18 protein-coding genes and 1 riboswitch are annotated in these 18,728 nt (G+C 73.4%); of the genes, 12 read left to right on the top strand and 6 right to left on the bottom strand.

Annotation, left to right across the window (positions count from 1 at the left end):
* The first annotated feature begins 24 nt into the window (after positions 1-24).
* The 8 genes from ftsR (at position 25) to gcvP (ending at position 9,069) form a co-directional block, all read left to right on the top strand.
* Positions 25-726: a transcriptional regulator FtsR gene (gene ftsR, locus I8N68_RS24075; RefSeq protein ID WP_200214494.1), complete on the top strand. Its 702-nt coding sequence runs from the start codon at positions 25-27 to the stop codon at positions 724-726.
* Positions 727-943: 217 nt separating this feature from the next.
* The gene (locus tag I8N68_RS24070; RefSeq protein ID WP_200214433.1) at positions 944-1,408 is read left to right on the top strand and encodes a bifunctional nuclease family protein; all 465 of its coding nucleotides are present in this window, start codon (positions 944-946) and stop codon (positions 1,406-1,408) included.
* A 205-nt stretch (positions 1,409-1,613) separates the two neighbouring features.
* Entirely contained in the window at positions 1,614-2,210 is a 597-nt protein-coding gene (locus I8N68_RS24065) for a MerR family transcriptional regulator (protein WP_200214431.1), read from the top strand.
* Between the two features lie 483 nt (positions 2,211-2,693).
* Positions 2,694-3,092 (top strand): group I truncated hemoglobin, encoded by a 399-nt coding sequence (locus tag I8N68_RS24060; RefSeq protein WP_200214429.1) that lies wholly within the window; start codon positions 2,694-2,696, stop codon positions 3,090-3,092.
* Between the two features lie 2 nt (positions 3,093-3,094).
* On the top strand, positions 3,095-4,261 hold the full coding sequence (locus I8N68_RS24055) for a globin domain-containing protein (protein WP_200214426.1): 1,167 nt from the start codon (positions 3,095-3,097) through the stop codon (positions 4,259-4,261).
* Complete coding sequence (locus I8N68_RS24050; RefSeq protein ID WP_200214423.1) at positions 4,258-4,950, top strand: DivIVA domain-containing protein; 693 nt, start codon at positions 4,258-4,260, stop codon at positions 4,948-4,950. Before I8N68_RS24055 ends, I8N68_RS24050 begins: the two co-directional genes overlap by 4 nt.
* Before the next feature lie 158 nt (positions 4,951-5,108).
* Positions 5,109-5,984, top strand: coding sequence for an NAD-dependent protein deacetylase (locus tag I8N68_RS24045; RefSeq protein ID WP_200214492.1), 876 nt, complete (start codon positions 5,109-5,111; stop codon positions 5,982-5,984).
* 86 nt (positions 5,985-6,070) lie between these two features.
* Positions 6,071-6,170: riboswitch (glycine riboswitch) on the top strand.
* A 76-nt stretch (positions 6,171-6,246) separates the two neighbouring features.
* Positions 6,247-9,069: an aminomethyl-transferring glycine dehydrogenase gene (gcvP, locus tag I8N68_RS24040; RefSeq protein WP_200214420.1), complete on the top strand. Its 2,823-nt coding sequence runs from the start codon at positions 6,247-6,249 to the stop codon at positions 9,067-9,069.
* A 122-nt stretch (positions 9,070-9,191) separates the two neighbouring features.
* Here gcvP and I8N68_RS24035 read toward each other — a convergent pair whose 3' ends face one another.
* Complete coding sequence (locus I8N68_RS24035) at positions 9,192-9,392, bottom strand: DUF5999 family protein (protein ID WP_200214490.1); 201 nt, start codon at positions 9,390-9,392, stop codon at positions 9,192-9,194.
* A gap of 123 nt (positions 9,393-9,515) precedes the next feature.
* Between I8N68_RS24035 and I8N68_RS24030 the strand changes: the two genes are divergently transcribed.
* Entirely contained in the window at positions 9,516-10,823 is a 1,308-nt protein-coding gene (locus I8N68_RS24030) for a chorismate-binding protein (protein WP_200214417.1), read from the top strand.
* 63 nt (positions 10,824-10,886) lie between these two features.
* Here the strand turns inward: I8N68_RS24030 and pip are convergent, their stop codons facing one another.
* The gene (gene pip, locus I8N68_RS24025; protein ID WP_200214415.1) at positions 10,887-11,834 is read right to left on the bottom strand and encodes a prolyl aminopeptidase; all 948 of its coding nucleotides are present in this window, start codon (positions 11,832-11,834) and stop codon (positions 10,887-10,889) included.
* A gap of 52 nt (positions 11,835-11,886) precedes the next feature.
* Here pip and I8N68_RS24020 point away from each other — a divergent pair, with 52 nt between their 5' ends.
* Entirely contained in the window at positions 11,887-12,381 is a 495-nt protein-coding gene (locus I8N68_RS24020; RefSeq protein ID WP_200214412.1) for a MarR family winged helix-turn-helix transcriptional regulator, read from the top strand.
* A 40-nt stretch (positions 12,382-12,421) separates the two neighbouring features.
* On the opposite strand, the gene I8N68_RS24015 is transcribed toward I8N68_RS24020, so the two are convergent.
* A complete protein-coding gene (locus tag I8N68_RS24015) occupies positions 12,422-13,318 on the bottom strand; it encodes an RNA polymerase sigma-70 factor (protein ID WP_200214410.1) in 897 nt (298 codons plus the stop codon).
* A 114-nt stretch (positions 13,319-13,432) separates the two neighbouring features.
* Complete coding sequence (locus I8N68_RS24010) at positions 13,433-14,635, bottom strand: NAD(P)/FAD-dependent oxidoreductase (RefSeq protein WP_200214407.1); 1,203 nt, start codon at positions 14,633-14,635, stop codon at positions 13,433-13,435.
* Between the two features lie 171 nt (positions 14,636-14,806).
* Here I8N68_RS24010 and I8N68_RS24005 point away from each other — a divergent pair, with 171 nt between their 5' ends.
* Complete coding sequence (locus I8N68_RS24005; protein ID WP_200214404.1) at positions 14,807-15,574, top strand: TetR/AcrR family transcriptional regulator; 768 nt, start codon at positions 14,807-14,809, stop codon at positions 15,572-15,574.
* 50 nt (positions 15,575-15,624) lie between these two features.
* Positions 15,625-16,134, top strand: a complete 510-nt coding sequence (gene def / locus I8N68_RS24000) for a peptide deformylase (RefSeq protein WP_200214402.1) — start codon at positions 15,625-15,627, stop codon at positions 16,132-16,134.
* An 82-nt stretch (positions 16,135-16,216) separates the two neighbouring features.
* Here def and I8N68_RS23995 read toward each other — a convergent pair whose 3' ends face one another.
* Both I8N68_RS23995 and I8N68_RS23990 read right to left on the bottom strand, forming a co-directional pair.
* Positions 16,217-17,752, bottom strand: coding sequence for a VWA domain-containing protein (locus tag I8N68_RS23995; RefSeq protein WP_200214400.1), 1,536 nt, complete (start codon positions 17,750-17,752; stop codon positions 16,217-16,219).
* A gap of 201 nt (positions 17,753-17,953) precedes the next feature.
* Positions 17,954-18,727, bottom strand: a complete 774-nt coding sequence (locus tag I8N68_RS23990; RefSeq protein WP_200214398.1) for a GNAT family N-acetyltransferase — start codon at positions 18,725-18,727, stop codon at positions 17,954-17,956.
* Position 18,728: the final 1 nt, after the last annotated feature.

Here is an 18,728-nt window from a genome sequence, read left to right as displayed (position 1 = left end):
GGGGCGCCCGGGTCCCGCCCGCTGATGAGCATCGGCGAGGTGCTGGCGCAGCTGCGGGTGGAGTTTCCGGACACGACGATGTCGAAGCTGCGGTTCCTCGAGGCCGAGGGTCTGGTGGAGCCGCAGCGGACGGCGGCGGGGTACCGGAAGTACAGCTGGGACGACGTGGCGCGGTTGCGGTTCGTGCTGACCGCGCAGCGGGACCAGTATCTGCCGTTGCGGGTGATCCGTGACCAGTTGGCGGAGTGGGACGCGTCGGGTGCGGCGTCGGGCCGGCAGCGGCCGACGTTGGTGGCGGTCGGTGCCGATGGTGAGGTGCCGGGTCGGGGTGAGCAGGAGCCTGTCGAGTCGGCGGAGGTGCGGCTGGGGCGGGCGGAGCTGGTTTCCCGGAGCGGGATCGACGAGTCGACGTTGGCGGAGTTGGAGCGGCTCGGTGTGCTGGTGTCCGATCCGGCGGGCTGGTTCGACGCGGACGGCTTGATCATCGCGAGTGCGGTGGCGGGGTTGGCGGCGTACGGGATCCAGCCGCGGCATCTGCGCGGGTACCGGACGGCGGCGGACCGGGAGGTCGGTCTGTTCGCGCAGTTGGTGGCGCCGTTGGCGCGGCAGAGTGATCCGGCGGCGCGGTCCCGGGCGGCGGAGACGGCGCGGGAGTTGGTGGCGTTGTCGCAGCAGTTGCACGCGGCCCTGGTGCGGGTGGGGTTGCGGTCGACGTTGGGTCGGTGACGGTGGGTCGGGCGTCGTGGGGGCGCCCGGCCCGGTCCGCCGGTGCGGTGGACGAGCGAAAGATCTGCCCCGGGAAGCGTGTCGTAGGCTTGCCGGGGTAACCCTTTCCGGCAAGGGGCGTGGTGCACGTAGCGCATGGGACTCCCGTGTCGCGGTCCGTGTACCGTGCAGGGAAGGGCGCGGTGCGGGCGTAGGTGACAACGACACGGAGGCGGCGGTGCGCGAGCTGAGCGTGGTCGGAGTTCGGGTGGAGCTGCCCAGCAACCAGCCGATCGTCCTGCTGCGGGAGGTCGAGGGGGACCGCTATCTGCCGATTTGGATCGGCGCGGTCGAGGCGACGGCGATCGCCTACGAGCAGCAGGGGGTCAAGCCGGCTCGGCCGCTGACGCATGATCTGCTGCGGGACGTGCTGGCGGCGTTGAAGGCGCCGTTGCGGGCGGTGGAGATCACCGAGTTGAAGGAGAACGTCTTCTACGCCGATCTGTTGATCGGGGACGGCGTGCGGGTGTCCGCGCGGCCGAGCGATTCCATCGCGCTGGCGTTGCGGGTCGGGGCTCCGATTCGTTGTGCGGAGCAGGTCCTCAGCGAGGCGGGGATCGTGATTCCCGACGAGCAGGAGGATGAGGTGGAGAAGTTCCGGGAGTTCCTGGACCAGGTGCGGCCGGAGGATTTCGCGGGCTGAGTTCCGGTTCCGGCGGGTGTGGTGCCGCTGGCCTGCCGTCACGGTGAGTGACGAGTTGGTGTCGTAGGTGATCTTCCGGGCGGCTGCGCGGCGTGTCGCGTCTGTTCCTCGGTGGTAACTCCTGAGGGCCGCTATAGGGTTGCGGTATCGAGGGGTGCGCGTCCCGGAAGCGACGTGTCACCGCACGGGCGGGGAGGTTGTCCGGATGCACGAGCCGCGAGATCCTGATCCGGGTACGGCGCAGCAGTCGGTCGCGGTGCCGCCCGAGCCGGGCGGTGACGGGGCGGTGGGCTACCGGGGCGTGACGGCGTGCCAGGCGGTGGGTATCAGCTACCGGCAGTTGGACTACTGGGCCCGGACGGGGCTGGTGGTGCCGAGCGTGCGGGACGCGTCGGGCTCGGGGACGTCCCGGTTGTACTCGTTCCGCGACCTGGTGGTGTTGAAGGTCGTGAAGAGGTTGTTGGACGCCGGGGTGTCTCTGCAGAACATCCGCAAGGCGATCGACGCGTTGCGGTCGCGCGGAGTGGAGGATCTGGCGGGGATCACGCTGATCTCGGACGGCACGACGGTGTACGAGTGCCGGTCGCCGGAGGAGGTTGTCGACCTGTTGCAGGGCGGCCAGGGCGTGTTCGGCATCGCGATCGGTGGGGCGTTCAAGGAGATTCAGGGTTCGTTGTCGCACCTGCCGGCGGAGCCGGCGGTGAGCGGTGGCGGGCAGGGGCCGGTGGGGGCCGCGCCGGAGGCGGCGGAGCCGGTGGGTGACGAGTTGGCGGCGCGTCGGGCGCGGCGGCGGGCGGGCTGACCCGTCGGCGGGCGGTGACACGCCCGAGGTGTTTTCGGATCGCGTCGTGGCGGAGGCCCGGCGCGATCTGTCGTTGGTGACTGGCGGTGTTCCCTTGTGGACGGCTGTGGTGGGCTCGCGTGGGTCCGGCCGGTGGGACCGCCGCGGGTGCGGGTGTCGCGGGTGGTCAGGGGGCGTGTTGGGGGCCACCGGGGGGCCGGGTCGCCGGGGGAGTGTCCCGTGCACGGCCACCCGGATCGGTGACGCGCGGTCGCGGTGTGGTGGCGACGGGTGGGGGCGCCGTCCGCGCCGTTCGTCACGCTGGGTGAGCGGATCCTGTCGGGAATCCGATAGGCGGGCCGTGACCGGGACGGCGTCGCGCGCTATGGTCCCTGACGGTCGCTGCTTCGCGTCGATGTGCCGACACGCGCGGCGGCGCGGAGCCGGCGGCCGTTGCCCCTCGCGGCGAGCCCGCGTGACCCTCCCACCCTGGAAGGACCGACCGTGACGGTTACCGAAGAAGTCACCCCTGTCTCCCACTACGAACGCATCGGCGGCGCGAGTTCGGTCAAGGCGGCCGTGGAGCTGTTCTACGACAAGGTCCTCGCCGACCCGGAGCTGGCCGGCTACTTCGCGACTGTGGACATGCCCGAGCAGCGGCGGCACCTGGCGCTGATGCTGACCGTGGTGCTCGGCGGGCCGAACGAGTACGCCGGCCGTGGACTGGCCGAGGCGCACCAGCCGTTGGGCATCCCGGCGGCGCACTACGCGAAGGTCGGTGAGCATCTGGTCGTGACGCTGACCGAGCTGGGCGTGCCGGCGGACATCATCGCCGACGTGCGGACCGTGCTGGGGCAGGTGCAGGACCAGGTGGTGTCCGCGGACGCCGGGGCGGGCGCCTGAGCGTGGATGCGGCACGGCTCAAGCAGAGCTGGGCCCTGGTCGCCGCGAACGGCGACCAGGTGCCGCTCTACTTCTACTCGACACTGTTCCTGGCCTATCCGGAGACCCGGCAGATGTTCCCGACCAACATGGCCGGGCAGCGGGACCGGTTGGTCACCGCGTTGGGGCACATCGTGTCCCACGTGGACGAGGTGGACCAACTGGTCGGTTTCCTGCAGGATCTCGGGGCCGACCACCGCAAGTTCGCGGTGCGGGCCGAGCACTATCCGGCGGTCGGCGAGGCGCTGCTGGCGACGTTGCGGCATTTCCTGGGTGAGGCGTGGACCGACGAACTGGCCCAGGACTGGGCGGCCGCGTACGGGCTGGTCTCGCAGGTGATGATGGACGCGGCGCAGGCGGCGGAGGCGGTGAACCCGCCGTGGTGGGTGGCGGAGATCCTCGCCCACGAGCGGCGGGCGTTCGACGTGGCGGTGCTGACGGTGCGGCCGCAGTACCTGCTGCCGTTCACGCCGGGCCAGTCGATCGGGGTGTCCCATCCGGCGGTGCGGTCGTGGCGGTACTACTCGCCGGCGAACGCGCCGCGCGCCGACGGCACGCTGGAGCTGCACGTGCGGGCCGCGCCGGGTGGGGCGGTGTCGTCGCGGCTGGTGTACGGCTGCGCGGTGGGTGACCAGATCCACCTGGCGGCGCCGGTGGGTGACCGGTTGACGCTGTGGTCGGCCGGGTCCAGCGACCTGCTGCTGTTGGCCGGTGGTACCGGCTGGGCGCCGGTGAAGGCGCTGGTGGAGCAGGTCGCGGCGGAGGGTTCCGGGCGGCGGGTGGCCCTGTACGTGGGGGCTCGTTCGCGCAGCGAGTTCTACGACACCGACGCGGTGGACAAGTTGGCGGCGTCGCACCCGTGGCTGTCGGTGACGTACGTGGTGGGTTCGGATGTGCGGCGGCCGGGGGAGTTCATGCAGGTGGCCGACCGGGCGTTGGCCGACGGTGACTGGCGCTCCCGGCACGTGTACGTGTGCGGCTCGGACGAGATGGTCGGCCATTCGGTCGCGGCGTTGACGAAGGCGGGTTACCACGCCGGTCAGCTGCACCACGAGGGCTTCGGTAAGCAGTGGTACGGGCCGGCGTGGCGGACCGTGACCGCCCCTGAGGATTCCGGAGGTGTCCGGTGAGCGCGACCCCGATCAGCAGGTACGACGGCACGCAGGTGTCCGGCGGTGTGCAGGTGCGGATGACCGCCGACCGGGTGCGCCGCTGGGAGTTCGGCTCGGCGTCGTTCGCCCGGCGCGGCTACGACCACACCGACGTGGACCGGTTCCGGGTGCAGGTGGCCGACGAGTTGGATCTGCTGTCGGCGCAGCTGGCGCATCTGCGGGCGGAGAACGAGCGGTTGACCGACCGGGTGGAGCTGCACCGGCACGGGGTGATTCCCAGCGCGGGTGCGGCGTCGGCGGTGCCGGCGGCGAAGGAGGTCAACCTGCTGTCGGCGGCGCAGCGCGAGGCCGAGCAGATCATCGCGCAGGCCCACGACTACGCCCGGCGGGTCGCCGAGTACGCCCGGTTGCAGTACGAGAGCTACCTGCGCGCCGCGGCGGAGGAGGCGAAGCAGGAGGCCGAGCGGGCGGTGGCGGAGTACCGCAGCAGCGCCGGCACGAACTTCGACGACTCGGTGGCGGCGCGGGAGGCGTTGCGGATCTTCGGCGAGATGATGATCTCGCACATGCAGGCGGCGGCCCGGCATCTCGACGACGGCAGTGAGCAGTTGGCCCGCACGATGGACCGGATCGCCCGGGAGACCTCGGGCGCGGCGCCGGTGGGCGGCGGGCAGCCGCAGAGGGCCCTGCCCCGGCACCAGCGCTGAGGGGCGGCCGGCCCGCCGTCCGCAACCGGCGGGCCGGTCCTTCCTCAGCAGCGCGGTGGGCGGCCGTCGCGGAGGAACCCGCCGGGGCGACGACGGTCACCGGCCACCGGTCGCCGACCCGGGCGCCGGCGAGGCAGCATGGACGGGTGACGGAGACGATGGACGCGTTGGCCGGCCTGGTCGCGGCGGGTGGTGTCGTGGTGTTGAGCGGGGCGGGGCTGTCCACCGAGTCCGGCATCCCGGACTACCGGGGGCCCAGCGGCGCGGCCCGCCGGCACAGCCCGATGACGTACCAGACGTTCACCGGCGACCCGGTGGCCCGGCGGCGGTACTGGGCGCGCAGCCACCTGGGGTGGCGGATGATCGCCCGGGCGGCACCCAACGACGGGCACCGGGCGGTGGCCCGGCTGCAGGACGCCGGGCTGGTCGACGGGGTGATCACCCAGAACGTCGACGGGCTGCACACCGCCGCGGGCAGCGCCGACGTGGTGGAGTTGCACGGCCGCCTCGACGAGGTGGTCTGCCTGGACTGCGGCAACCGCACCTCCCGGGAGGAGTTGGACCGGCGGCTGCGCGAGGCGAACCCGGAGTTCGCCGCCGCCGCCGGGGCGGTCAACCCAGACGGTGACGTGGAGCTCGACGACGCCCAGGTGGCCGGGTTCCGCATCGTGGACTGCACGTTCTGCGGCGCCGGGATGCTCAAGCCGGATGTGGTGTTCTTCGGCGAGACGGTGCCCGCGGACCGGGTGTCGCGCTGTTTCGCGATGGTGGGTGCGGCGCGGCTGCTGCTGGTGCTCGGCTCGTCGTTGACGGTGATGTCGGGACGGCGGTTCGTGCTGCGGGCGGCGAAGCTGGGCATCCCGGTGGTGATCGCCAACCAGGGGCCCACCCGCGGCGACGGGTACGCGGCGTTGACCGTGGACGCGTCGCTGGGGCGGCTGCTGCCCGGGCTGGCCGACCGGCTGGGCGCCGGGCCGGCCGGCGACACCGGTCGGGGTGCGGTGCCGGCGGGTGTGGCCCCGGCCACCCTCTGACCGGCACCCCGACCTGCCCATGATGCTGCCCCGGGGGTACGACATCTGCCGGTGACACCGGCGCTGGTAGCGTTGACCATGCCGGTACCACCCACGCGGGAGAGACCGCCCCAGCAGCATCGGGGCGGCGCCGAAGGGGCAGATTCCTCCCCGGAACCTCTCAGGCAAAAGGACCTCGTGGGCAGGCGCTGTGGAGCGCTTCGCGCGTGACTCAGGGGGAGGCCGACCTGTCGACCTCGCCCCCGCAAGGAGCGCAGCGAACATGACCGCTGAGCAGTTCGCCGACCGTCACATCGGCCCCGACCCGGACGACGAACGCCGCATGCTGGAGACCGTGGGCTACGGCTCGGTCGACGAGCTGATGGACGCGGCGATCCCCGAGGTGATCCGCTGGCACGGCACCCTCGACCTGCCGGCGCCGGCCAGCGAGCGGGAGGCGCTCGCCGAGCTGCGCGCCCTGGCCGCCCGCAACACCGTCGCGGTGTCGATGATCGGGCTGGGCTACCACGGCACCCACACCCCGGCGGTGATCCGCCGCAACGTGCTGGAGAGCCCCGCCTGGTACACCGCGTACACGCCGTACCAGCCGGAGATCAGCCAGGGCCGGCTGGAGGCGCTGCTGAACTTCCAGACCGTGGTCACCGACCTGACCGGGCTGGCCACCGCGAACGCCTCCATGCTCGACGAGGGCACCGCCGCGGCCGAGGCGATGACCCTGGCCCGCCGCGCGTCGAAGAGCAAGAGCCCGGTGTACGTCGTGGACGCCGACGCGCTGCCGCAGACCATCGCGGTGATCGCCAGCCGGGCCGAGCCGCTCGGCATCGACGTGCGGGTGCTCGACGTGACCCGCGAGGAGCTGCCGGCCGAGTTCTTCGGCCTGCACCTGCAGTACCCGGGTGCCTCCGGGGCGGTGCGTGACCACGCCGGGCTGGTCGAGGCGGCGCACGCGATCGGCGCGCTGGTCACCGTCGCGGCGGACCTGCTGGCGTTGACGCTGCTGCGCCCGCCGGGGGAGGTCGGCGCGGACATCGCCGCCGGCACCAGCCAGCGGTTCGGCGTACCGATGGGCTTCGGTGGGCCGCACGCCGGCTACCTGGCGGTGCGGGCGGGCCTGGAGCGGATGCTGCCCGGCCGGCTGGTCGGGGTGTCCCGCGACGCGGACGGCAACCCGGCGTACCGGCTGGCGTTGCAGACCCGCGAGCAGCACATCCGCCGGGAGAAGGCGACCAGCAACATCTGCACCGCGCAGGTGCTGCTCGCGGTGATGGCCGGCATGTACGCGGTCTACCACGGCCCGGACGGGCTGCGGTCGATCGCCCGGCGGACCCACGACATGGCGGCGCGGCTCGCGGCCGGGCTGCGCGCCGGTGGCGTCGAGGTCGCCGACGTCGCGTTCTTCGACACCGTCACCGCGACCGTGCCGGGCCGGGCGGCCGAGGTGGTCGCGGCCGCGGCCGAGCGGAACGTGAACCTGCGGCTGGTCGACGCCGACCGGGTGGGCATCTCCTGCGACGAGACCACCACCGCGGCGCACCTGCGGTCGGTGTGGGCGGCGTTCGGGGTGGCCGGGGTTGACGGCGACGTCGACGCCGCGCTGCCGGCGGCCCTGGCGCGGACCAGTGACTTCCTCACCCACCCGGTGTTCCGCAGCCACCACTCGGAGACGGCGATGCTGCGCTACCTGCGGCGGCTGTCGGACTTCGACTACGCGCTGGACCGGGGCATGATCCCGCTCGGGTCGTGCACCATGAAGCTCAACGCCACCACCGAGATGGAGGCGATCACCTGGCCGGAGTTCGCGCACCTGCACCCGTTCGCCCCGGACGCCCAGACCGCCGGGTACCGGGAGCTGATCGGCCAGCTGGAGGGGTGGCTGGCGGAGGTGACCGGCTACGACGCGGTCAGCGTGCAGCCCAACGCCGGGTCGCAGGGTGAGCTGGCCGGGCTGCTGGCCATCCGGTCCTACCACGCTTCCCGGGGTGCGGGGCACCGCGACGTGTGCCTGATCCCGTCGTCGGCGCACGGCACCAACGCGGCGTCGGCGGTGATGGCCGGCATGCGGGTCGTCGTGGTGGGCTGCGACGCCGACGGCAACGTGGACCTGGTCGACCTCGACGCGAAGATCGACAAGCACCGGGACGCCCTCGCCGCGATCATGGTGACGTACCCGTCCACGCACGGCGTGTACGAGACCGGCATCGCGCAGTTGTGCGCGAAGGTCCACGACGCCGGCGGCCAGGTGTACGTCGACGGGGCGAACCTCAACGCCCTGGTCGGGTTCGCCAAGCCCGGCCGGTTCGGCGCGGACGTGTCGCACCTGAACCTGCACAAGACGTTCTGCATCCCGCACGGCGGCGGCGGCCCGGGCGTCGGCCCGGTGGCGGTGCGCGCGCACCTGGCGCCGTTCCTGCCCGGTGACCCGTCCGCCGCGCACGTCGACGGCCGGCCGGCGATCTCCGCGGCGCGCTACGGCTCCGCGGGCATCCTGCCGATCCCATGGGCGTACCTGCGGATGATGGGCGCGCAGGGCCTGACCCGGGCCACCGGGGTGGCGGTGCTGGCGGCGAACTACGTGGCGGCCCGGCTGCGCAACCACTTCCCGGTGCTGTACGCCGGCAACAAGGGCCTGGTGGCGCACGAGTGCATCCTCGACCTGCGACCGCTGACCAAGGCGACCGGCGTCAGCGTCGACGACGTGGCCAAGCGGCTCATCGACTACGGCTTCCACGCCCCGACCATGTCGTTCCCGGTGGCCGGCACGCTGATGGTGGAGCCGACCGAGAGCGAGGACCTGGCCGAGCTGGACCGGTTCTGCGACGCGATGATCGCCATCCGGGCGGAGATCGACAAGGTCGGGTCGGGGGAGTGGCCGGCCGGGGACAACCCCCTCGCCAACGCGCCGCACACCGCGGCGATGGTGACCGGCGACGAGTGGCCGCACCCGTACCCGCGCTCGGTGGGCGCGTACCCGGGCACGGTGGACCGGATGGCGAAGTACTGGCCGCCGGTGCGGCGGATCGACGGCGCGTACGGCGACCGGAACCTGGTCTGCTCGTGCCCGTCGCCGGAGGCGTTCGAGAGCTGAGGGGGCTGCGCCGGGGCGGTCGTCGTGCCGCCCCGGCCGGTGCGCCGACCTGGGGAGGGTGGGCCCCCGTGCGGGGGACTAGCCTGGGCCGGCGGACACGTTCGGTTACCGAGCGTGGTCAGTTAGGCGACGAGGGCGTGCCGGGCGGGGCCGCGGTGCGGGGCGATGGTGCTGCCGTCGGGGAGCAGCTCACCGGTGTCCTCGAAGACGATGACACCGTTGCAGAGCAGGCTCCAGCCCTGCTCACGAAAGCAGGCGATGACCCGGGCGGCTTCCCGATCGGTCGCCTCGGCGGAGGGGCAGGTGGGTTGGTGCAGGCACATCGGGTTCTCCGGACTGTGGGGGCACTGTGTCATGGTTCACATGACCAGTGACGCACAGTACCAAGGGGAAGCGCGCGGTATCGAGCAGCCATCCGCCTTGTTCACCGGAAATCCACTGAACGGATGAGGAAGAATGGGCCAACCGGCGTGGAAACGCTCCCACCGGTGTTGATCCCCGGGGCGCCGGACGGCTGCCGGGACCGACTCGTCGAGCGGGCCCGGCTGCAGTGGCGCTGCGGTGACGGCGGCGACCCGGCGACGCTCGCGCAGGACTTCCTCACCGGCCACGGCATCGCCGTCACGGATCTGGGCCGCCCGGCCCGCCACGACCCGGACGGAGTCTGCGGCGCCGCCCTGTACCTCTCCGCCGCCGCCGGCGCGCTGCTGGCCGGTGGCGCGCCGGGCACGGCCACCCCGGTGCCGGCGCTGCCGGACCTGGTCGTCGTCGTCTACGACCACGCCGACGGCGCGGCGTCCGGCACCGCCCGCCTGCGGCACCCGCAGGCCGGCCTCCACCCGACGGCCGCCCCGGGCGGGGGCGGCCACCCGGCCGGCGCGCGCACACCCGCCGGGTTCCGCACGGCCGACCGCCGGCCCGGCGGGCCGGCCCCCGCGGCCGGCTGGTGGCGGGGCGAGTGGCGGGAGAGCTGGACACCGCGCCAGCACGCCGACGCCGTCGGGGCGGTCCGCGCGGCCATCGGTCGGGGCGACGTCTACCAGGTCAACCTGGTCGGCCACGCCGCCGCGCCGTACGCGGGCGACCCGCTGCCCGCCCTGGCCCGCCTCGGCGCGCTGCCCGGCGCCCGCTACGGCGGCACCCTGTCCGGCGCGGGCTGGGCGATCGGTTGCGCCTCACCGGAAACCCTGGTCGAGGTCGACGGCGGGCGGCTGGTGACCCGGCCGATCAAGGGCACCCGGTCCGCCACCCCGGCCGGCCGGCGGGAACTCCTCGCCTCCGCCAAGGAACGCGCCGAGCACGTGATGATCGTCGACCTGGAACGCAACGACCTGGCCCGGGTGGCCCGTACCGGGTCGGTGCGGGTCGACGAGCTGTTCGCCGTACGCCAGTGGTGCGACCTGTGGCAGGCGGAGTCGACGGTGTCGGCGGCGGTCGCCGACGGCCTCGGCCTGGCCGACCTGCTGCGGGCGGTCTGCCCGGGCGGATCGGTGACCGGCGCGCCGAAGCTCGCCGCGCTGGACCGGATCGCGGCCCTGGAGCCGGTCGGCCGGGGGGCGAGCATGGGCGCGTTGGGCTGGGTGGGGCCCGGCCGGATCGACCTGGGGCTGACCATCCGCACCGCCGCCGCGGACGCCGACCGGCTGCACGTGTGGGCCGGTGGCGGTATCACCTGGGGCAGCGACCCGGCGGCGGAGGTTGCCGAGGCGGCGGCGAAGGCCGCCCCGGTGCGCGCCCTGCTCGCCGCCGGCTGATCCCGCGCGCCCGGCCCGCGTGCCCTGCGCCGGGCCCGCCGCGCACGGCGGTCGTCGTGGGCGTCAGCGGGGGCGGAACTCGTCCAGCGCCGCCACCACCGTCTCGGTCATGCCATGCCCGGTGCCGTGCCCGCCGCTCTCCACGATCTGCAGCCGGGCGTCGGGCCAGGCCCGGGTGAGCTGCCAGGCGATGTCCGGCGGGCCGCTGACGTCGAGGCGGCCCTGCACCAGCACGCCCGGGATGCCGGCCAGCTTCCCGGCGTCGCGCAGCAGGGAGCCGTCCGGCATGAACCCGCCGTTGGCGAAGTAGTGGGTGACCAGCCGGGCGAACCCCATCCGGAACACCGGGTCGGCGAAGCGCGGGCTGGGTTGGTGGCCGCCGGCCAGGGACACGTGCACGTCCTCCCAGGCGCACCAGTCGCGCGCCGCGCGGTCGCGGACCTGCGGGTCCGGGTCGGCGAGCAGCCGGGCGTACGCGGCCGACAGGTCGCCGTCGCGGTCGGCCTCGGGCACCCCGTCGCGGAACCGGGCCCACTCGGCGGGAAAGATCCGGCCCATGTCGCGGGTCACCCACTCGATCTCCCGGCGGGTGTTGGCCACCACGCTGAACAGCGCCAGCGCGGTGACCCGGTCGGGGTGGTGCTGGGCGTAGGCGAGGGCGAGCGAGGAGCCCCAGGAGGCGCCGTGCAACAGCCAACGGTCGATGCCGAGGTGCCTGCGGAGCAGTTCCATGTCGGCGAGCAGGTGGGGCGTGGTGTTGACCGACAGGTCCACCGCGGGGTCGCTGGCGTGCGGGGTGCTGCGTCCGCAGCCGCGCTGGTCGAACAGCACGATCCGGTACGCGGCCGGGTCGAACAGCCGCCGCCAGCCCGCGGTGGCGCCGGAGCCGGGGCCGCCGTGCACCACGAGCGCGGGCCGGCCGGCCGGGTTCCCGCAGGTCTCCCAGTACACGCGCTGGCCGTCGCCGACGTCGAGCAGGCCGTGGTCGTACGGCTCGATCGGTGGGTACATCCCGGGTTTCCCTCCACGGACCAGATACAACAGCGCTGTTACATTAGCGGACGTGACCGGAATCCCCGACCGCGAGCCGCTGGGCACCCTGCTGCGCCACGTCCTCGAACTGCTCGACGGCGACGTCGCCGCCGGCTACGCCGAGCGGGGCCTGGCCGACTACCGGCCGCGGTTCTCACCGCTGGTGCGGGTGCTGGTCGCCGACGGGCCCCTGGCCATCCGCGACCTCGCCGCCCGGGTCGGGGTCACCCCCTCCGCGGCCAGTCAGAGCGTGGCCCAGATGAGCCGCGCCGGCCTGGTCACCCGCGCCCCCGGCACGGACGCCCGGCAACGCATCGTCACCCTGACCGACCGGGCGTACGCGCTGCTGCCGGTGATCGAGGCGGAGTGGGCGGCCACCACCACCGCGATGCGCGAGCTCGACGCCGAGCTGCCGGTGCCGCTGGCCGACGAGCTGTACGCGGTGCTGGCCGCGCTGCGCCGCCGGCCACTGCGGGACCGGATCGCCGACACCGGGCTGGCCCCGACTGGCCCGCCACCGGCCTGAGTACGACACGACGCCGAGCTGGCTGGTGCGCCACCGGTGTTCATCGCAGGGTGAGCGGGGTCTCGGATTCGACGCGGGTCAGCTTCTCCGGGTTGCGGACGTAGTAGAGGCCGGTGATGCGGGCGTCCTCGACCCGGATCGCCATGATGCCGTCGAGCTCGCCGTCCAGGCGTACGACGAGCGCCGGGTTCCCGTTGACCACGGTGGGGTCACTGGTGAGGGCGCCTTCGGCCTTGCCGAGGCCGCCGATGATGAAGCGGACCACCTTCTCGGCACCGATGATCGGCCGCAGCGCGGCCTGCTTGACGCCGCCGCCGTCGCTCAGCAGGACGACCTGCGGGGCGAGCACGTCAAGCAGGCCCTGCAGCTGCCTGGTTTCGAGCGCGCGCTGGAACGCCGCCAGAGCCGCCCGGGCCTCGCTCGGGGAGACCACCTCGCGAGGGCGGCAGGCATCGACGTGCCGGCGGGCGCGGTGCGCGATCTGGCGGACGGCCGCGGGGCTCTTGCCGACGGCGGCCGCGATCTCGTCGTAGCTGACATCGAAGGCCTCGCGCAGCACGAAGACGGCGCGCTCGGTCGGCGACAGCCTCTCGAGGACGATCATCAGCGCCATCGACACACTCTCGGCGAGCTCGACGTCCTCGGCCACGTCGGGCGCGGTGAGCAGCGGCTCGGGCAGCCAGGGGCCGACATACGCCTCCTTGCGGCGCTTCATGGTGCGCAGCCGGTTGAGCGCCTGCCGGGTCGTGATACGGACCAGGTAGGCGCGCTGGTCGCGCACCTGCCCCACGTCGACCTTGACCCACCGCAGCCAGGTTTCCTGCAGGACGTCTTCGGCGTCGGCCGCCGATCCGAGCATCTCGTACGCGACGGTGAAGAGCAGGTTGCGGTGGGCGACGAACGTCTCGGTCGCCGAGTCGGTGGCGTGGTCGCTCATCTCTCGACCCCTCTCTTTCGCGGCCCCGGCCCCTGCTTGCCGAAGGCCCTCAAGCGTGCACGGCATGCAGCCCAGATCCGTTGATTGTCGACCCGATCGATCATGAATGGCTGGCTACGCTGCCGGTTCGGCGGTGGCCGGCGCCTGGCCGCGCTTGGCCTGCAGCAGCTGCTGGCGCTTGTCATCCTTGGACCAGGCCCAGCTGAGCGAACCGGGCTTGCGTGCCTCGTCAGCCAGCTGCTTGACAGTGCCCCAGCACACGAACTCCTTGAGCTTCGCGCCAGGGCGGCCGCCGAGATAGAGCCGCATCGCGGTGTCGTTCCTGTGGGCGAACTGGAAGATGCCGGCGCGACGACCCAGGCTGATGCACTGGCCGGCGAACCCCAGCTCGATGGGCGCGGGTTGCTCACCCGCGATCCGGCTGAGCACCGTGTCGGCGGCGTGCGCGCCCAGCGGACCCGCGGCCTGGCAGCTCATCCGGAACGGCAGGCCCGACGGCGCCGCCGAATCGCCGGCCGCGACGATGCGCGCGTCGTCCACGCTCGTCAACGTCTCGTCCGTGAGCAGGCGGCCCAGGGCGTCGGTGCTCAGCCCGCTGCGGCCGGCCAGGTCCGGCACGCCGAATCCGGCGGTCCAGATGGTCACCGTGCTCGGCAGCTCGCGGCCGCCACTGAGCTGCACGGCATCGCGGCTCACCGCCGTCACCGTCGCGCCGGGGCCGTCGAGCACGGTCACACCGAGTTTGGCCAGCCGCTTGGCAACCGAGCGTCGACCCCGCGGGTGCAGGTACGGGCCGAGCACCTCGCCGCAGACCAGGGTCACGGTGCGGCCCTCCTCCGCCAGCTCGGCGGCGGTCTCGATGCCGGTCGGACCGGCGCCGACAACCGTCACCGCGGCCGTGGCGGGCGCGGCGTCGACGACCGGCCGCAGCCGCTGCGCCTCCTCCAGGCTGGCGATCGGGTACGCGAACTCGGCCGCTCCGGGCACGCGCGGGTCGGCGCTGCCACTGCCCACCGCGTAGATCAGGTAGTCGTAGCCGACCGTGCCGCCCGTCGCCAGCGTCACGCTGCGCTCGGCAGCGTCGATCCGGGTTACCGTGTCGACGACCAGCCGAACGCGCTCGGCCAGGACTTCCCGGTAGTCGACGACCGCGTCGTGGGACCCGCCCACCAGTTGGTGCAGGCGGATCCGCTCGACGAAGGTCGGGCGCGGGTTGATCAGGGTCACTGTCACGTCGTCGCGCTGCGTCAGGCGATTGGCCGCCATGACGCCGGCGTATCCGCCGCCGACCACGACCACGTCGGTGTTGCCAGTCATGGTGTCTCCTTCGTTTTAAGGGGTTCGGCCTCAAGACACCGCGTGACCGGTCGTTGTGACAGCGCATGAGGCAGATCACTTCACAGGCGTGGGCGTGGCACGCGAGTCCTCAGGGTGGGAGCGTGGCGCCGTACCGTACGGCGTACGTACGGGCGTCGGTACAGTCGGCGGGTGACCACCGAGTACAGCGGCACCGGCGACCCCGCCCGCAGCCTCGCCCTGCTCTGGCGGACCCGGGAGAGGCCCAGCCGCCGGGGCGGTGACCTCAGCGTCGACCGGATCGTCCGGGCGGCCATCGAGGTCGCCGACGCCGAAGGCCTCACCGCGCTGTCCATGCGCCGCGTCGCCGAGCGGCTCGGCGTCGGCACGATGTCGCTCTACACCCACGTGCCCGGCAAGGGTGAGCTGCTCGACGTCATGCTCGACACCGTCTACGGCGAGACCGCCCGACCCGAGGACGTCCCCGGTGGCTGGCGCGGCCGCCTGGCGCAGATCGCCCGGGAGACCTGGGCGCTGTACCTGCGCCACCCGTGGCTGCTCCAGGTCGCCACCACCCGCCCACCCTTGGGCCCGAACCTCATCGCCCGGTACGAGTACGAGCTGCGCGCCGTCGACGGCATCGGCCTGACCGACGTGGAGATGGACTCCGTGATCACCCTCGTCGGCGGGTACGTCCACGGCGCGGTGCGCGGCGCGGTGGAGGCCGCCCAGGCGGCCCAGCGCACCGGCATGACCGAGCAGCAGTGGTGGCAGGCCCACGCCCCGTACCTGGAGAAGGCGATGGATCCGCACCGGTTCCCCCTCGCGGCGCGCGTCGGCACCGCCGCCGGGCAGGAGTACCAGGCCGCCGCCGACCCGGCCCGGGCTTTCGAGTTCGGCCTTCACCGCCTCCTCGACGGCATCGAGGTGCTGGTCCGCAGCCGGCAGGCCGGCGGCTGAGCGGCGGGTGCGCACACCGGTTGCCGTAACGGACGGATAGCCTTTCGGGCATGACTATGCGCCCGATCCGGATCATCGGCGACCCCGTGCTGCGCACCCCGTGCGAGCCGGTGACGAGCTTCGACGCCGACCTGCGCGCCCTGGTGGGCGACCTGATGGACACCCTGCTCGGCGCGCCCGGCCGGGCCGGCGTGGCGGCCCCCCAGATCGGGGTGAACGCGCAGGTCTTCGTCTACGACGCGGACGGCCACTGCGGTCACATGATCAACCCGACCCTGGAGCTGTCCGAGGAACTGCAGGACGACGACGAGGGCTGCCTGTCCATCCCCGGCCTGTACTTCCCGACCCCGCGGGCGCTGCACGCCACCGCGCACGGCTTCGACCAGCACGGCCAGCCGCTGAGCATCTCCGGCACCGGGTTCCTGGCCCGCGCCCTGCAGCACGAGACCGACCACCTGGTCGGCCGCCTCTACGTGGACACCCTGCGCGGAGACACCCGCCGCAAGGCGCTGCGGGAGATCCGCGCCGGCCGCTTCGACTCGCCCAGCCGGGGACGCTGACCCGCGCCACGACCCGGACGCGGTGCGGGGTGGCCGACAACGGCCACCCCGCACCCGGGAACGTCACCTCACCCGCGGCCGGTCACTTCGGCGGCGGCGCGACCAGGCAGGTCGCGGTCGAGGAGTTGCCGAAGTCGTCCACGCCCGTGATCACCGCGTCGCCGCGCAGCGTCACCTTGTAGTCGATGTCCCCGACGCCGTCCTTGACCCGGGACTGGGCGCCCGGCGCCTGCATCAGCTTGATCTTCGTGCCGGCCGGGAACGGTCCGAACTTCACCGACGGGTCGGCGGCGTCGGAGATGAACACGTCGACCGTCGTGTCCACCACGTCGGTGGAGGCGAGCTGGTAGTACCCGTCCGGGTTGTACGAGCCGGGAGTGTTGTCGCCGCTCGGGTTGTTCGTCGGTACGCACAGCGTGACCGGCGCGGTGGTGTCGACGACCCGCATCACCGCGGTGTCACTGCCGGTGTTGCCGGCCGCGTCGGTGGCGGTGCAGGTGACCGTGGTCGCGCCCAGCGGGAAGGTGCTGCCCGGCGGCGGCGCGCAGGTCGGCGTCAACGGCCCGTCGACGTTGTCCGTGGCGGAGGCCGGGTAGCTGATGACCGCGCCGGCCGGGCTGGTCGCCTCCACCGTCTGGTCGTCGACGACCACGGTCGGCGGGGTGACGTCGTTGACCGTCACGCTGATCTGCTCGACGAACGCCGGCCCGCCGGACAGGCCGTTGAGCAGGAACTCCACGGTGCAGTGCAGGGTGGTGCCCTGGGCGGCGTCACCGGCCACGGCGATGGTCTCGGTGAACGGCACGTCGGTGCCGCTCTGCTGGGTCCGCGACGCGGCGTCGAAGCTGACCGACAGCCCCGGGTCGCAGGTGGTCACCGTCGGGGCGACGGTCACGTCGAGGTCCCGCAGCCCGCTGAGGATCGCCGCGGTGACGGTGTCCGGTTCGCTGCCGACCACCTGCCCGTCGGTCGCGCCGGCGACCGTGGTGGCCTGACCATCGGCGTCCAGCCCACCGCCGCCTCCGCTGACGTTGACGGCCAGGACCCGCGCGTCGTCGGCCTGCAACGCCGCGGCGGCCTGGGCCAGGGTGTGCCCGGCGCTGGGGTCGTGGCTGGGGGCGTCGCCGACCAGCACCACGATCCGGCTGCTGCCGGAGCGGTACCCGATCGCCCCGTCGGAGACCTGGAACAGCCCGTTGACCCACGCCTCCGGCACGTCGCCGCCCCCGCCGGCGCTGAGCCCGTCGACGGCGGTCTGCAGCGCGCTGGCGTCGCCGGTCAGGTCCTGCCGCACCCGGAACAGCTCCGGCCCGTCGCCCTCGTCCCGGTAGGACGCGACCGCGAACTCGGCGCTGGGCTGCGCCGTGCGCACGTTGGTGATGACCTGCTGCAGGTTGGTGCGGACGTTGGCGATCGCCGGGCCCATGCTGCCGGTCGTGTCGACCAGCAGCACCACGTCGGGTTTCGGCGGGATCGGCGGCGTCGAGACAACCTTGTCGATCCCGATGCTGGCGCCGGGGTTCGCGGCCCGGTCCACGGTGGCCGGAGCGACCCCGGGCGTGGCCCACGCCGGTGCCGCCACCGCGGTCACCATCGCGGTCACCGCGGCGACGGTCACCGCCCTGCCTCTTCGCCCCCGCAATGTTGCTGTGAAACCCATCGTGACTCCTTCAGCTCCGCCGCGCCTGATGAGCGCGGCCTCTGCCAGGAGACGCTAGGGGCCCGGCGGGCCGCGGTCGGTCCGACATATGCCCAGTTCACGGTCGGGTTGTTGACCTGGCGTGGCGGCTGGACGACTCAGCGTGCAGGGCGCCTGCCGTCACCGGCGGTGGCGAAGGCCGCACTCGACGAAGTCGGCCACCCGGGTGAAGCCCAGCCGGTCGTAGAGCCGCAGCGCCGCCCGGTTGTCCGCGCGCACGTTGAGCGTGACGTGGTCGACGCTGTCGCGCAGCCGGGCGCAGAGCGCGGCCACGGCAGCCCCGGCCAGGCCGCGCCCCCGTGCCTTCGGGTCAGTGGTGACGTTGCCCAGGGCGGCCACCCGGAAGGCCGGCGACCAGACGTGCACACCGGCGACGGCGACCAGCTCACCGGCGGCGCGGATGCCGACGTACTGGCCGGTGTCCAGCATCCGCGGGTCGAACCAGTTGCCCGGGTACGCGGCGGCGTAGAGGTTGAGCAGCTCGGGCAGGTCGGCCGGGCCGAGTACCTCGCCGGCGGGGGCGACCCGGGCCAGCCGCGCCGGGTCGGTCAGCGCCATCCGGTGGTGCGGCGCGGCGTCGCTGACGTGGAACCACCGCGCCAGGGTCGCGTCCAGGCCGGGGGACAGGTGCGCCCACGACCGGGCCGGCAGCAGCGGCGCGACGTCGGTCAGCAGCGCCGCCAACTCCGCCACCCGCGGCGGGGCCGCGAACGCCAGCAGCGTCGGCAGCTGCACCCCGTGGTACAGCAACGCCACCTGCTCACCACGGCGAAACCACGAGGTGTACGGCCAGAAGAAGTCGTCCAGGTCGCCCAGCTGGTACGCGTGCAGCACCGGGTCCCGGCTCAGCAGGTCGGCCAGGACGGCCCGGTCGTGTTCGGCGCGTACCGGCATC

Origin of the sequence: Micromonospora coerulea, from assembly GCF_016598485.1 — a bacterium.
Lineage (GTDB): Bacteria > Actinomycetota > Actinomycetes > Mycobacteriales > Micromonosporaceae > Micromonospora > Micromonospora coerulea.
Note: the sequence above shows the minus strand (reverse complement) of the source record. Positions and strands in the feature narration are given on the sequence as shown.